Origin of the sequence: Hyunsoonleella aquatilis (assembly GCF_014270105.1) — a bacterium.
Classification (GTDB): Bacteria; Bacteroidota; Bacteroidia; order Flavobacteriales; family Flavobacteriaceae; genus Jejuia; species Jejuia aquatilis.
The window spans coordinates 226,137-241,669 of record NZ_JACNMF010000004.1 but is presented as its reverse complement, the minus strand read 5'-3'; the positions used below and the strand labels follow the sequence as shown (position 1 = coordinate 241,669).

Annotated in this window: 15 protein-coding genes; 9 read left to right on the top strand and 6 right to left on the bottom strand. The window is 37.4% G+C overall.

Features of this window, described 5'->3' with window-relative positions; all coding sequences use genetic code 11:
* Nucleotides 1-2: 2 nt before the first annotated feature.
* The 6 genes from H7U19_RS12660 to folP all read right to left on the bottom strand — a co-directional run bounded on the left by H7U19_RS12660 (nucleotide 3) and on the right by folP (nucleotide 5,264).
* Nucleotides 3-1,085, bottom strand: coding sequence for a hypothetical protein (locus H7U19_RS12660; RefSeq protein WP_186562933.1), 1,083 nt, complete (start codon nucleotides 1,083-1,085; stop codon nucleotides 3-5).
* A 437-nt stretch (nucleotides 1,086-1,522) separates the two neighbouring features.
* Nucleotides 1,523-2,347: a DUF3667 domain-containing protein gene (locus H7U19_RS12655; RefSeq protein WP_186562931.1), complete on the bottom strand. Its 825-nt coding sequence runs from the start codon at nucleotides 2,345-2,347 to the stop codon at nucleotides 1,523-1,525.
* The gene (locus tag H7U19_RS12650; protein ID WP_186562929.1) at nucleotides 2,347-3,132 is read right to left on the bottom strand and encodes a diadenylate cyclase; all 786 of its coding nucleotides are present in this window, start codon (nucleotides 3,130-3,132) and stop codon (nucleotides 2,347-2,349) included. The genes H7U19_RS12655 and H7U19_RS12650 overlap by 1 nt, the downstream gene beginning before the upstream one ends.
* A 35-nt stretch (nucleotides 3,133-3,167) precedes the next feature.
* Nucleotides 3,168-3,896, bottom strand: a complete 729-nt coding sequence (locus H7U19_RS12645) for a hypothetical protein (RefSeq protein WP_186562927.1) — start codon at nucleotides 3,894-3,896, stop codon at nucleotides 3,168-3,170.
* 34 nt (nucleotides 3,897-3,930) lie between these two features.
* Nucleotides 3,931-4,329: an endonuclease domain-containing protein gene (locus H7U19_RS12640; protein WP_186562924.1), complete on the bottom strand. Its 399-nt coding sequence runs from the start codon at nucleotides 4,327-4,329 to the stop codon at nucleotides 3,931-3,933.
* A gap of 107 nt (nucleotides 4,330-4,436) precedes the next feature.
* Nucleotides 4,437-5,264, bottom strand: coding sequence for a dihydropteroate synthase (folP, locus tag H7U19_RS12635; RefSeq protein WP_186562922.1), 828 nt, complete (start codon nucleotides 5,262-5,264; stop codon nucleotides 4,437-4,439).
* 120 nt (nucleotides 5,265-5,384) lie between these two features.
* On the opposite strand from folP, the gene H7U19_RS12630 reads away from it, so the two are divergent.
* The 9 genes from H7U19_RS12630 to H7U19_RS12590 all read left to right on the top strand — a co-directional run bounded on the left by H7U19_RS12630 (nucleotide 5,385) and on the right by H7U19_RS12590 (nucleotide 15,475).
* A complete protein-coding gene (locus H7U19_RS12630; protein ID WP_186562920.1) occupies nucleotides 5,385-5,924 on the top strand; it encodes a DUF1599 domain-containing protein in 540 nt (179 codons plus the stop codon).
* 49 nt (nucleotides 5,925-5,973) lie between these two features.
* Nucleotides 5,974-7,731: a BT_3928 family protein gene (locus H7U19_RS12625; RefSeq protein ID WP_186562918.1), complete on the top strand. Its 1,758-nt coding sequence runs from the start codon at nucleotides 5,974-5,976 to the stop codon at nucleotides 7,729-7,731.
* A gap of 3 nt (nucleotides 7,732-7,734) precedes the next feature.
* Entirely contained in the window at nucleotides 7,735-8,811 is a 1,077-nt protein-coding gene (locus H7U19_RS12620) for an ABC transporter permease (RefSeq protein ID WP_186563414.1), read from the top strand.
* A 15-nt stretch (nucleotides 8,812-8,826) separates the two neighbouring features.
* Entirely contained in the window at nucleotides 8,827-9,306 is a 480-nt protein-coding gene (locus H7U19_RS12615) for a TlpA family protein disulfide reductase (RefSeq protein WP_246454805.1), read from the top strand.
* A 48-nt stretch (nucleotides 9,307-9,354) separates the two neighbouring features.
* Complete coding sequence (gene tpiA, locus H7U19_RS12610; RefSeq protein WP_186562915.1) at nucleotides 9,355-10,104, top strand: triose-phosphate isomerase; 750 nt, start codon at nucleotides 9,355-9,357, stop codon at nucleotides 10,102-10,104.
* A gap of 409 nt (nucleotides 10,105-10,513) precedes the next feature.
* Nucleotides 10,514-11,233, top strand: a complete 720-nt coding sequence (locus H7U19_RS12605) for a fibronectin type III domain-containing protein (protein WP_186562913.1) — start codon at nucleotides 10,514-10,516, stop codon at nucleotides 11,231-11,233.
* 342 nt (nucleotides 11,234-11,575) lie between these two features.
* Nucleotides 11,576-12,304 carry a hypothetical protein gene (locus H7U19_RS12600; protein WP_186563438.1) on the top strand — a complete coding sequence of 243 codons (729 nt, stop codon included), beginning with the start codon at nucleotides 11,576-11,578 and terminating at the stop codon, nucleotides 12,302-12,304.
* Between the two features lie 637 nt (nucleotides 12,305-12,941).
* Nucleotides 12,942-14,045: a right-handed parallel beta-helix repeat-containing protein gene (locus H7U19_RS12595; protein ID WP_186562911.1), complete on the top strand. Its 1,104-nt coding sequence runs from the start codon at nucleotides 12,942-12,944 to the stop codon at nucleotides 14,043-14,045.
* A 17-nt stretch (nucleotides 14,046-14,062) separates the two neighbouring features.
* The gene (locus H7U19_RS12590) at nucleotides 14,063-15,475 is read left to right on the top strand and encodes a T9SS type A sorting domain-containing protein (RefSeq protein ID WP_186562909.1); all 1,413 of its coding nucleotides are present in this window, start codon (nucleotides 14,063-14,065) and stop codon (nucleotides 15,473-15,475) included.
* Nucleotides 15,476-15,533: the final 58 nt, after the last annotated feature.

Here is a 15,533-nt window from a genome sequence, read left to right as displayed (position 1 = left end):
TTTTAGTTTTTAATATTTCCTTTGGTCCATGTTTGGTTATTTAGATTAGGGTCTAGATTGGGGTCGAAATTGAAATCGTTGGTAGGAATGTATTCACCATTAGAATTTATCCAATACACATTACTACCAGCATCAACTTGATAGTTGGCGCCTCCTGTTGAAACTGTTTGTCTTTCCAAATGCGAATCCATAAAACGTTTATGATTAACATCTACCATGGCACTATGTGCTTTTCCCCTTTCAATAATGCGTTGTCCTTCGGCACGTAAATTTGCCATACGTTGTTGGTGTAATTTTCCAGCTTGCGCAGCTTTTTTTGCATCTTCCATATAGCATGCATATCGCCATTGTGGATTATACTTAGTGTTTTCTAGACTGTATATATAATTGCTTTTTGCGGTTTCAAAATATGTTTTTGGAGCATCAAGCATATTAACCATATAGCCCCAATTACAAGCTTCTTGAGTGTAGCTAATATATTGGCGAATTATAAGTAACAATCTATTGCCTTTATTGTCACCCCATTCTGTGGCTAATACTTCAAATGATTTTTGTTGTGGTACAGATGTAAACATCATTTCATCATAATTTTCATCGTAAGCCTTTAGTTTTGGTAGGTGGTATTGTTTAAGAAGATTAATGCCATCTTTAGAAAATAGAGGAGTTAATTCTTCTTTTACTAATTGTTCAGCACTTTTTAAGGGCTTTATTTGATGCCCAACTTCAGCCATCATTTGGTTATAACCAGGTAATTGAGAATACACAAACAAATTATTTCTTGGCATTAATACTCTCACGTTGTTATTACCTTTAATATAAGCACCATCTTCATCTAACTTATCCAGATATTTCCAGTCACTTGGTATGGGTTGATAGCACATAACCATGTTTCTTTGAGTATCGTCAATTTTGTGAAAAATGATTTTAGGTTCTGTTTTGTTGCTAGATGGCTCAACTTCTTTTAAAGTGTAAGTTTTTCCATTAAGTTGGATAGTGTTGTCTTGTGAATTCTTAGTTATCTGTCCGCATGAGTAGTTTAGAAAACCAATTATAAGACATACAATTGTAGTTTTGATAGCTCGCATTTGTAAGTATTTTTAGTGATTACACACTTTTACATAAAGACAGCATCAAAAATGTCATCAAAAAACTATTCTTTTTTTGATTGTTTTTTTTAATTAATTGTAAATGAGGTTGTTATTTTTGTATTAGGCTTGCTAAAAATGAGCTTTGTGTTTTTTTGGGGTAAATGTTGGTAGATTAAATTGCGTTAGGGATTGCAGTGTAAAGCCCTCTATCCGACGTAAGTGGGGGAGGAGTGGTAACGGAAAGATAGACCTTTAAGTAACGCCCAAATTATGGTAGTAAACTCTAATCGTTTTAAAAGTTGTTGTCATTTACTGTATATAGAATTAATGCTGCTTAGGAGTCATAAAGTCTTGAACAGATATTTCTCGGGTTAAAAACAAGGCTTGTCAGCAAAAATCCTGCAAAATTTTTTAATAAGGAAGCTTTGGGATAATTAACCGCCACCACTTGCTTTTTTTGCTTCTATAAATTCTTGTAAATCCCCACTAAAATACATTGAGACAGCCATAAGCACACCGATAATTACTGAAAAGACGACATAGGCAATAAAGAACAGTACCAAAAACAATAGTGTTTTAAAAAGCAGTTCGTGGTTGCTTAGTCGGAATAGTCGTTTTAGCAAAAAGCAATGGTATAACATGGCCACGACATAGAAAAAAGCACTAAATGGCATGTAGCTGTTGGGGTGAATCAAAAGTATGGCCAGCCCCAAAAATACCGATACAATGGAATATAGCGACATGCTGTACATGTAGGTTACCAAATGTTCGGTATAGTTGTATCTTTTATTGATGAAAACCACCCACGAAATCAATGCAAAAATTGGAATCATCGATGCATAAATAAGGGATGAATATTCCAAAGAAAAATCAGCCGAGGATTCCATGATTTGCTTCGAAGCTTCATTGGAATACATTTCTGAACTTTGAAACAAGTTGGAGGCATCAAGATATTTCTTATAGAACTTCCTGATAATGAAAATGTTGAATCCCGTTAGTGTTAAAGAAATACCGAAAAAGCTTATGGGGTTTATATAACGCTTACGGATGCCGCTAACGTAACTGTCGATTACCGCTTCCGGGGCTTTAAACAAGTCAATAATAGTTTGGAAAAGCTTATTGTCGTAATTAAAAAAAGTTTCGCCAATATGCTGGGCCAAGTTTTTTAATGTCAATCGTTTCCGAATCACTTTTGCGCCACAAGCATGGCAAAAATCACTTTCAGAAGTTAAAGTCGTATGGCAGTTTTTGCATTGCATTAGGCCAAATCGTTCTTAATCATTTTTGCGAGTTCTGTGGTATCTTCAAACACTACAAATTCGCCATCCTTAAAATAGGAAATATGTCCGGTTTCCTCGCTCACGGCCAGTGCCAAAGCATCTGTTTTTTCGGTGATGCCGATTGCTGCGCGGTGGCGCAAGCCAAAACGCTGTGGGATATGTTTTTCATTGTTTACGGGCAGTACCACACGTGTGGCTTTTACGATGTTATTGCTGATGATAATAGCGCCATCGTGCAATGGGCTGTTCTTAAAGAAGATACTTTCAATAATGGGCTGGGTGACTTTAATATTCATCTCATCACCCGAGGAGGATAAAAAATCCAGATTATTGTTGCGCTCAAAAACGATTAATGCCCCGGTCTTGGACATGGACATTTTACTGCAGGCCGAAATGATGGCATCCACATTGGTGTCGTCTGTGCCCTCGGTTTTAAGGAATTTTAGTTGTTGCAAAAACTTGCGCCGTCGTCCAAAATTGGTGGAGCCTACCATCAATAAAAACTTTCGAATTTCGGGTTGAAATACGACGATCAGGGCAATAATACCCACTTTCATAAAACCTCCGAAAATCCCTGAAAGCAGTTCCATATTCAGGAATTCCGTCAATCGCCATGCGCCGTAAATGATAATAATACCGAGGAAAATGTTGATGGCCACAGTGCCTTTTACCAATTTATAAAGGTAGTAGAGCAGGAGGGCCACTAGGACCACATCAAGGTAATCTATAAAGCGTAGGTTGAGAATGTCATCAAAGATGTCCAAAGGCCAATGGTTTTGGTAAATTTAAGAAATTGTGGTTAATTAAATATAAGTTCATAGTTGAAAAACTGAACGTCGTGAGATTCTCTTTTGATTAACTCTGATTTTATAGTTACATATTCTTGAAAAGTAATATTTGATGAGAATTTTAACTTCACAACTAAGCCTTTTCTAGTTTCATCGATTAGCTCTAGAAATCTATCAAAGCTGATTTTTATATTGTCAACATGTTCAAAGAATAGAATTTCTAATTGAATATCATTAAAAGAATTAATTTCTGCAAAAAAGATGGATGGAACAGCATTTAAGTCAGGTTCACTTTCATTTTCTGTATTAAATTCATAAACAACATCCGTAAACTCCATAAACCCCAAATTATTGATGCTCAAATCATGGCAGGTAAAATAGTTTTTGGCTTTTTCATTTTTATGGCTGGAATTCTGTTTCTTTTCTTGAAGGTATTTGATATGCGGAATCGCCTGTTTCAGTGTCAAACGTTTATCTACGTTGATTAGCCAATTGGTGGTGCTGATAAGGTTTTTTCTATTTAATAAAACGCTATCGGGTTGGGTTTCATCATAAAATAAATATGCCACCGAAACGTCCTGAATTTTGGTGATATCTGCTTTTTCAATTTGAGGTAGTTGGAGCTCGCGCTCATTTCCACAGGAAAACATAAGAAGGGTTAGCATAAAAATACACACCCCTAATCCCCTCTTTTTAGAGGGGACTTGTTGCGTCTGATGTTTAAAATATAGTAGTTTCATTAACACTTTCTTTTTAAGAGTATGAGTGTCCTTCCTAATAAGGAGGGAGTGAGGGAGGTGTAAAATTATTTTCTTCAAATCTAAAAATATAATCTTCAATAGCCCTAATCACATTGTCAATATCATTCATAATTTGATAATCTGAAAATCTCAGGACATGAATTCCTAATTCGTTTAAACGTTTGGTTTTCTTTATATCTTTTTCAAATACTTCGATTATTTCATGTGAATAACCATCGCATTCAATAGCCAATTGCAGTTTATTGCAAAAGAAATCAACAATATAATTATCAATGGGTTTTTGTCTGTGAAAATCGTAACCATGCATTTGTTTTCTTCTTAAATAAGTCCATAGTTTGATTTCAGACTTCGTGGAATTATTTCGAAGTTGTCTTGCAAGTTCTTTGAGTTTTGGGTTGTAATGGATTTTCATCTTTTATTCTGATGACACACCCCTTAATCCCCTCTTTATAGAGGGGAAACTGTTGTGCACGAGTGTCCCTCCTAAGAAGGAGGGAGTCAGGGAGGTGTTTTCAGTTATTATTTCGTTTTAAGAGCCTCCACCAATTTTATACATTCCACAGCCTCCTTCACATCATGCACCCGTAAAATGGACGCGCCCTTTTGTAACGCAATTGTATTTAAAACCGAAGTGCCATTCAAAGCTTCTTGAGGCGAATTTCCTAAGGTTTTATAAATCATGGATTTTCTGGAAACCCCAACCAGCAATGGCTTTTCAATCATTTTGAACAGTTTCAGTTGGTTTAACAGTTCAAAATTCTGTTCCAAAGTTTTGGCAAATCCGAAGCCAGGGTCAATAATCACGTCCGTAATGCCCAAATCTCTGGCAACACTGATGCGTTCAGAAAAGTAAAATAAAATGTCTTTGGTTAAATCTTCATAATCCGTGAGGCTTTGCATCGTTTGTGGCGTGCCTCGCATGTGCATCATGACATATGGCACTTGTAACTCGGCAATGGTTGGCATCATCTTATCATCCAATTGTCCGGCAGAAATGTCATTAACCAAAGCGGCACCTGCTTCAATACAGTTTTTGGCAACAGTACTTCGAAACGTATCTATAGAAATTAATGCCTCCGGAAATCGTTTCAAAATTAATTCAACAATTGGTAAAATTCGGCTTAGTTCTTCATCCTCGCTCACATGCTCTGCATTGGGTCGGGAGCTATATGCGCCAACATCAATAAATGTGGCACCTTCCGTGAGCATCTGTTCCACTTGGTTGAAAATGGAAGCTTCGTCTTTGTATTTACCGCCATCGTAAAAGGAATCCGGGGTAACGTTGAGCACGCCCATCACCTTTGGGGTGGATAAATTAATCAGTTGGCCTTTGCAATTTATGGTCATCGATGGTTTTAGGTTTGTTGTTTTGAATTCAGGGTTATCAACAGGGCTTAAAAACTTTAAACTTTAAACCTTGAACGTTACACTTTTTTATGCGAAATTTACGCAAAATACAATATTTGAATGCAAGATACCTCAAAACAATATGACGCCGTAATCGATACCTGTAAAAATTTATTTGTTAAGAAAATGACTGATTACGGAAGTGCCTGGCGCATTTTAAGATTACCTTCTTTAACCGATCAAATTTTTATTAAAGCGCAACGCATTCGGGGCTTGCAACAGAATGCGGTTCAAAAGGTGGATGAGGGACAGGAAAGTGAGTTTATCGGCATTATCAACTATTGTGTTATGGCTTTGATTCAGTTGGAAAAAGGAGTAGTAGAGCAACCCGATATGACCACCGAGGAAGCTTTGGAACTGTACGAGAAGCACGTTACCATCACCAAAAAATTGATGGAGAACAAAAACCATGATTATGGCGAAGCGTGGCGCGATATGCGGGTAAGCAGCTTAACAGATTTGATTTTGCAAAAGTTGTTACGTGTAAAGCAAATTGAGGATAATCAAGGTAAAACCTTGGTGAGCGAAGGTATAGATGCAAATTATCAGGATATGATAAACTACGCTATTTTTGCAATGATTCATCTGTCTGAAAAGTAGAACAATTGTCACCTTGAGCGCAGTCGAAAGGTCTCAATAATAAATCTAAATGAAAACATTAGTAAACATATCAAGAATTCTAGTTGGAGTTTTATTCATCTTTTCGGGATTTATAAAACTCAACGACCCACTCGGTTTTTCCTATAAGCTTCAGGAATATTTTAGTCCGGATGTATTGAATATTCCTTTTTTAGAACCTTATGCCTTATTGATTTCTGTATTTGTAGTGGTGTTTGAAGTCGTTTTGGGCGTATTTTTATTAATAGGTTACAAACCTAAATTCACGGTTTGGAGTTTATTGTTGATGATAGTCTTCTTTACCTTTTTAACCTTTTATGCGGCATATTTTGAAAAGGTAAAAGACTGCGGTTGCTTCGGGGATTTTCTAAAGTTAAAACCATGGGAATCTTTTGGTAAGGATGTGGTGCTGTTGATATTTATTCTGATTTTGTTCTTTGGAGTAAAGCATATCAAACCCATTTTTGGAAAACTGCCAACAACCGTTTTAGCATTGCTGGGGTTTATATTTAGTCTATGGTTTGGCTATCATGTGCTGATGCATTTGCCAGCGATTGATTTTCGTGCTTATGCCATTGGGAAAAATATTAAAGAAGGCATGACCATTCCTGAGGATGCACCCAAGCCGGAGCAGGAATACAGCTGGAAATTCAATGTAAATGGTGAAGAAAAAGTGATTGTCACCAATGGCTCTTATCCATCGGTTGATGGCGAATTTATAGGCGTTGAAACAAAGGTGATTCAAGAAGGTTATACGCCACCGGTTGTAGATTTTTCAATTGAAAGTGCGGATGAAGATTTGACCGAATACTTTTTGAGGCAGGATAATTTAATAGTGGTGGTATCCTATAGTTTGGAAAAAATTGAGGTGGATGGTGCCTTAAAACTGAAAGCATTACAAAAAGAGGCCAGAAGAAACAACTATCAAATTATTGGTTTGACAGCTTCGGGCGAGGAAGCCAAAAACCGTATCAATGAGGCCTATGAGATAGATTTTGATTGGTATTTATGTGATGAAAAGGCCCTAAAAACTGTGGTGCGTTCTAACCCGGGGATTTTGGAACTGGATAGTGGGACCGTGATGCAAAAGGTACATTGGAATGACTTGGAGGATCTGGAATTGCCAACGATGCCATCAAAGATTAATGTAGAATTAAAAAACGAGCTAAATAGAATTTATGAATTGGACCAAGGTGTACGAAATATCTATTTTTCAAAGACAGATGAACAAAGAAAAGCTTTGGCGTTAAAATTGGATTTACCTGTCAAGAATTCAGAAGAAGGTTATATGAAACTTTGGGACAGTATTGATGCTGATAACTTGTTCAAAGTAGAAAAAATTATAAAAAAACACGGCTATCCAGGAAAATCATTAGTAGGAGAGCCGGCTAATGAATCCGTATTTTATGTGATTCAACATTCCCCCAAGATTGATGAATATATTCTTTTGATTGAAAAAGCCACCAATGCGGGCGAATTGCCTTTTCCTTTATGGGCTAAAATGAAAGACAGGCATTTGATGGGACAAGGCAAACCTCAAATATATGGGACTCAAGGAACGGTACTCAATCAAAAAAGTAATCCTGTAAACATAATATGGCCAATTGAAAATGTTGGTGCAGTTGATTCCTTGAGACTTCAAGTAGGTTTTACTTCAACTGTTGAGGAAAATGGAAAACGCATGTTTGGAGACGATTTTAGATTTAAGTCTTATTCCCTCCAAGATGTCAAAAGAATTGAAAAGGAGCATCCTTGGATAATTCAAATACTCAAGGATATTAAAATCTAAACACTGATAACCTATTTCCTAAATAAAACCCTCTACGCAATACTCACTTTATTTGGAGTAGTAACAGTTATCTTCTTTTTATTTAATGTACTTCCCGGCGACCCCGCACAAATGATGATGGGGCAAAATGAGGACAGTGAGCAACTCGCCAAAGTGAAGGCCAAATATGGTTTTGATAAACCTGTTCTAACACAATATGCCTATTATCTTAATGATTTATCCCCCTTGTCTTTTCATTCCAATTCAAAAGAAGATTATACATATTTAAGTGTGAGCAAGTATAGTGCGGTTAAGTTGTTTTCAATTGGAAATACTACTACAGTAATTAAATTTCCCTATTTACGAGAATCCTTTACTAAGCAGGGCAAAAAAGTAACTCAGGTGTTAGGCGAGACCTTACCGAATACATTTGTCTTGGCAGTTTCGGCGATTATCATCGCTATTATTATCGGGATTCTTTTAGGAATAGTTTCTGCGTTGTACAAAGATCGATGGTTAGACAAGGCCATTCAAGTCCTCAGTACCTTGGGCATGAGCGTGCCGTCTTTTTTTAGTGCCATTTTGTTCGCTTGGTTATTTGGGTTTGTGCTCCACAATTACACCAATCTGGAAATGACGGGAAGCCTTTATGAATTGGATGATTTTGGTGAAGCGATGCATATTAAGTGGAAAAATCTGATTTTACCAGCTATAGTTTTAGGGATTCGTCCGTTGGCAGTTGTGATTCAATTGATGAGGAATTCGTTGTTGGAAGTATTTAATCAAGATTATATTAGAACAGCACGGGCAAAGGGTTTGAGTGAATTTCAAATCATAAAGCGTCATGCCGTTAAAAATGCTTTAAACCCTGTAGTTACGGCCATTTCAGGGTGGTTTGCATCCATGTTGGCTGGAGCCGTTTTTGTGGAATATATTTTCGGTTGGAATGGTTTAGGGAAGGAAATCGTTAATGCCCTAAATACTCTGGATTTACCTGTTATTATGGGTTCGGTTTTAGTAATTGCAACGCTTTTTGTAATGATTAATATTTTAGTCGACTTAATCTATGTTTGGTTGGACCCGAAAGTTAAATTGCAATAAAAACCTATGAAAAAGATGAGTTATATTTTAATACTTTTAGTAAGCTTCTTTAGTTGTACTAAAGAGCCGGTGACGTTTTCAGAAGAAGCCTTAAATGATACTTTCACCACCTTAGAAGGGAACCGAGTTACTGTAAAGTCTATTTTAGAAAAGCACAAGGGCAAAAAAATAGTCATTGATATTTGGGCCTCTTGGTGTGGCGATTGTATCAAAGGGATGCCCAAGGTAAAAGCACTTCAAAAGGAACATCCTGAGGTGGTTTACTTGTTTTTTTCTTTGGATAGGGCAGAAGTGCCTTGGAAAAGAGGCATCAAAAAATATGATGTTGTTGGCGAACATTATTTTATGCAAAATGGGAAAAAATGTCCTTTTGCCGATTTTGTAAATATCGGTTGGATTCCGAGATATATGGTGGTAAATGAAGCTGGCGAAATCGTTGTATTTAATGTTATTGAAGCTGATGACGAAAAGTTGCTTCAAGCTCTGAAAAATTAAGTAGTTTTGCAGAAATAATCAATTACTAAAATACTTTCTACCAACATCATGAGAAAACATATCGTAGCCGGAAACTGGAAAATGAACAATGGTTTGTCGCAAACCCAAGCCTTAATTACTGACCTTAAAAATCAAACAAAAACCTCGGATGCAGAGGTGATGATAGCACCTGCTTTTACCAACTTATGGAATGCTTTTGAATCCTTGAGACAGGATAACATAGAGGTAATTGCACAAAATATGCACTTTGCAGAAGATGGTGCCTATACTGGTGAAGTTAGTGCGGGTATGCTGAAGAGTATCGGTATTACTACAGTGATTTTAGGACATAGCGAGCGTCGTGAATATTTTAATGAAACGGATGAGGCCTTGGCCAAAAAAGTTGATGCAGTTTTAGCTAACGGCATGCGTACTATTTTCTGTTTCGGTGAGGAGTTGGCGGATAGAAAAGCTGGAAATGAAGAAGCGGTGGTTGAAAGCCAAATCAAAAACGCTTTGTTTCATTTAGAAGCAGATGCTTTTAAAAGTATCGTTTTAGCTTACGAGCCTGTTTGGGCCATTGGTACTGGTGAAACTGCAACACCAGAGCAAGCTCAGGATATGCACGCCTTTATTAGAAAAACTTTGGCTGATAAATATGGTGCAGAGGTTGCCGATAGCGTTTCTATCCTTTACGGTGGAAGCGTAAAACCTGGAAACGCTCAGGAAATTTTCTCAAAACCAGACGTGGATGGTGGATTGATTGGTGGGGCTTCTTTGAAAGCTGCCGATTTCTTTGCTATTGTGAATGCGTTTTAAAACATAAAACTTGTTGTCATGCTGTCCCGATAGCTATCGGGATTATTTCAGCATCTCATAATATTAGAACCTGCCAGTCAAAACTTGGCAGGTTTTTTTGTGGGTTGTTTTCTGTGGATTTGTAATTTGAGGAAATTATCTCGCAAAGACGCTAAGGCGCAAAGGATGTGTTAACTTGGCTTATCAGAAAAAACAATTTATTAAATTACTGATAATAAAAACACTTAAATCGATATTGTTTCGGTAATAAAATGTTACAAATTCTTAAGTTGTGGTGTATTAAAACATTGGGTACACATTTTCTTTGAGCATTATTTAAAACCCATTTAAAAAAACTTCCATTTTTTTTGATGACATTTTTGTAGAATAGCGATGAAGAAGTAAATGTTCAAAATTAATCAAATTTATTATGAAACAATTACTCTACTTTTTATGCTTTGCCTTCGTATTAATCTTTATGTCTTGCTCAACCAATGGTGACGACCCAAATAACAATGCACCTTCAATTTTTTCGGCAAACACTACGGAAATACGTTTTGATGGAGCAACCATCGAATGGACGGAATCTATCGACCCCGATGACGATACCGTTACCTATGCCATTGTTCTAGATGGACAAGAAATGGCCTCTGGAGTTACAACCTTAAGCTACGGCTTCTCTGGACTAGAACCTGAGACCACCTATGAAGGTTATGTGGAATCCAGAGATGGAAGAGGAGGCACGTCCCGTGCCCAATTCTTTTTCGCTACTGGACCAGAAGTGATTATTATGGAGGTTGATATTGCATGCAGATGGTGGGAAGGTGGCGGTGGCTATGGTATTGTAAATTACTTTGAGGTACCTGCCGTAGATGACGCTAAAAGTTACCATTTAGAAATACTAACATATGCTCCGGACCCCATACCTTCCAATGTTGGGAGAACCTACTCATGGACTCCGGATACCGTTCTGCCAACGGGAAATAGTGTAGGATCTGGTGCAAGCCATCTTACTGAATATACCCCTGGAGTTTACCACGCCAATACCAGTACTGGGAGTGGCTCCTTAATTTATCTAGATAGCGCAATAGCCAATTGCGAAGCCGTTAATGCCAAAGCGCGTGTAACCGTTACCATTGGTAAGAATTAAAATGAAATACAAACAACTCGATGGAAAGCTCACCCGAGTTAGGGATTGAACACTTCGACTACGCTAAGTGTTCAAAACTTAACACGGGAGTTTTCTGGATTGATTCAACATCTTATCATATAGAACCTGTCAGGTTAAATCTTGACAGGTTTTTTTTGTGGGTTGTTTTCTGTGGATTTGTAATTTGAGTAAGTTATCTCGCAAAGACGCCAAGGCACAAAGGGTGAGTAGGTTTGACTTTGTCAGGAAAAATGGGTAGATTCGTTAACCACTGAATATCGGTCATTAAAATGTATTTTATACGCATAAGCAAGTAACCTTCATTATAACCAACAAAAGCCAATGATAAAATTCTTTAGAAAAATTAGACAAAAATTACTCTCCGAAAACAAATTCAGCAAGTATTTGATTTACGCAATTGGAGAAATTGTTCTTGTAGTTATTGGAATTTTAATTGCTTTATGGTTAAATAATCTTAATCAAGCAAAAGCGAATGAACAGGAAAGAAGGAATATTAAAAAAGAACTCATAGCAGAGTTATCTGAAAACAAAATATTTTTCAAAAACTATAAAGCTTATGCAGAGCAATGCCGTAACAAAGCCATGGAAATATTAAATATATCAGCGGGTAACAACACGGAATTACCAATAGACACAATCAGAAAATATGCAATTGAAATGATGCCTATTAAGTCTTTTTCGATTGATGGATCGAGAAGAGCTTCTGCTAAATCTGCAGGCTTATTAAAACTATTAAATTCTAAAGAAAATAATGCGATAGCAAAATATGATACTACATTAGAAGAGTATAAAGAAGCCAGAAAAATCAATACCATATGGAAGCAAGAGAACAGGACGCTCTTCTTATATCTAAATAGTTTTGATATTTCAGGTGATAAAGTGTTAAAACATCCAGATTATAATTTATCTGAAGAAGGGTATATTTCTTTTTTAAAAAAGAAGGAAACATATGTAAAACTTAAAGATATATATGTAAGCGCGGAAATAGATGTACGTTGGCTAAAGGAAATTATCAAGGATATTGACAAAACAATTGAAATTTTAGATTGAAGCTAAAAGGCAAAATAATGACAGCGCAAAAAAGATGGTTATTAATAATTGATCGTTCCCACTTACTTCTGAAAATTCGCGAGGATTTTCAGTTTGTGTATACTTGCCAAATTAAGTGCTAACCCAGGTAACTCCGCATAACAAGGCCATTAAGCGAACTTCCCAAAAAAACATATACTATTTCGGTTTAAACCATAAGCCCGCAAACACACCCGCGTCAGGGATTGAACGGCCTGTTTGAAATCCTTTTTTAAAGGGGAAGGCTTAAGTTTGTGAGGAAACACAATTTAGAAGATTGCCACGGTCGTCCCGATAGCTATTGGGACTCCCTCGCAATGACACTTAAAAAAGATTGAGTAGTGAAAGCCTGCCTGCCGGCAGGCAGGCCCGACCCGAGTACGCTGGTTTCATGAAACAACGGAATGTATCTCGAGGGTAACGCTCAAAAAATCGTTAAGGGTAACCTGCCTGCAATACCGCCGGTAGGCAGGCGCCCAAATAAAAATTCATCTGATTTTAGATCTTATTACTTCTAAGGGTATTCCCTGATTTTTTACAAATCAAGGAATGCCCTTAGTTTTTTTAGGGTAAGGGGTAATACCTTGTAGCTATAAGTAATCACTAAAATTTTTTAATTATGAAGCTATTAGCAAACCTCCGAAAATCCTTATTAACACTGGCAATTATGTGTATTGCCTGTATGACATTGCAAGCTCAAACCGTTTATGTTGTGGACAACAATCAAGGTTCTGGAGCACAATACACCAGCGTTCAAGCGGCCGTAGATGACGCCGTTGCAGGCGATATTATTTATTTGCAACCTTCGCCAAATGGTTATGGTGATATTCAAATGAATAAACCCTTGAGTATTTATGGAATTGCGCACCATGCTCAGTTGAACGCCGGTGAAAGGGCATTGGTTAACAATATTCTTTTTAGATATGAAAACGCCTCTGGCTCAAAAATATCGGGGCTAAATATTAATGGCATTTATTTGGATAACACCACTTATAATAACCACGATGTAATCATTACCAATAACAGAATTGTTGCCATTTACGGTAATAGCACGACTTCAAGAGCCAACAATGCCATTATTTCTGGAAATTTCTTTTATCATTCTACAACTAGAGCCATCGATAACTACAATAGCCAGAACTGGATTATTTCCAACAACACATTTAACAGATGGAACACTTGGTACGATTATGAATTGTTTTATCGGTTTAATAATACGACCCTTTTGAACAACAATATTATTATGACCCTCCAAAATGGGGATAGCAATCAATCCATTGCTGTTTTTAGGAGTTGCAGTGGCACGCAAATCAGCAATAACATTTTCATATTTACTGGGACTGATGTGGTTAACATGAATAGAGGTTCAAATTCGGCTTTAAACTTTCAGAACAATTTGACCTATAGTATAAACACGACTTTTGATGCGCTTTCGGGGACAAATAATATTGATGATATGGATCCACAGTTTGTGTCCTTTAACCCAAATGCGGCCTTGAATACAACTACAAATGATTATCATATTCAAGCGGGATCTCCTGCTGAAAACGCTGGTACAGATGGCAATGATTTAGGGGTGTTTAATGGCGGTTTTCCGTTTAGCATTCGGGGATATCCGACGGAGCTACCTTATTTGACAGATTTTGTCATTTTCAACAATATCCTAAGCGCTGGAACACCTTTAAATATCAATATTAAGGCCAACGCCAATATTACTAACTAATTTTAAACATACTGAAAATGAAAGCGTTCATTTTAATATGGTTGTTGGTGTTCGGGCCATGGTGCTATTCGCAAATTGCCTCGGCTGAGTATTTTATTGATACCGACCCCGGTGTTGGCAACGGCACAACCTTGGCGGTTTCGGGAAACACCATTGACCAAGATTTTAGCATAGCAACCACGGGACTATCCGATGGTGTTCATAAGCTGTATATCCGTGTTTTGAACGATGATGGGGCCTGGAGCATTTACGACAGAAATGTATTTTACGTTAACCCAAGTAATGCAAACACATACAATATCGCTTCTGCTGAATATTTTGTGGATACCGACCCTGGAGTTGGGAATGGTACTTCCATAGCCGTTTCGGGAAGTACGGTTGACCAAGACTTTAGTTTGTCTACAACCGGCTTTTCCAGTGGCGTTCACAAACTGTATTTGAGGTTGTTGAATATGGATGGCACATGGAGTCTTTATGACAGGAATGTGTTTTACGTCAACCCAAATAATGCCAATACATCGAGTATTTCATCGGCAGAATATTTTGTGGATACCGACCCCGGAGTTGGAAATGGTACTCCTTTAACTGTGACCGGTAATACCGTAGATGCTGATTTGAATGTGGCTACCACGGGTCTTTCCAACGGAGTTCACAAATTATATGTGAGGTTGCAGAACGGTGATGGTACGTGGAGCTTGTATGACAGAAATGTGTTTTACGTCAATCCCAATAACTCAAATACGGCAAGTATCGCTTCTGCGGAATATTTTATAGATACCGACCCTGGAGTAGGGAATGGAACCTCTCTTGCCGTTTCAGGAAATATGATTGATGAGGATTTGAATGTGCCCACAACTGGCCTTGCTGAAGGGGTACATAAGCTATATGTTAGATTGATAAATGATGACGGCACTTGGAGTATTTATGACAAAAATGTGTTTTACGTCAGTCCAGACTTAGTAAATTCAGCATTAATTACTGGAGTAGAGTACTTTTTTGATATTGACCCCGGTATTGGAAATGCAACGCCGATAGATATAAGCGATGCAGTGCTGGTAGATATGGATTTGGTGGCACAGGTACCTGCCGATTTGCCTGATGGCGATCATATTCTATACATTAGGGTGCAAAATACCGATGGTACTTGGAGCTTGTATGCGCGCTCTGGGCAACTGTCTACCTTATCGGATGACGATTTCGTACTGAACAGTTTTACCTTTTACCCTAACCCCGTGAAGGATATCCTGGTTTTAGATACCAATAATCAGCAAATAACAGACTTTAAAATCATAAATTTAAGAGGGCAGGTGGTGTTGGAAGTTATTCCAACGGATAATAGATTAAACCTGAGCAACCTGCAATCCGGTACTTATCTGTTTCATTTGAAAACTGAGGGGGGTAGTATTTCGAAGCAATTTGTGAAACAATGAGGATGGTGTAATGGATAAAATTAAAATTCGCTACATTTAAGTTGTTAACGTCACAGTT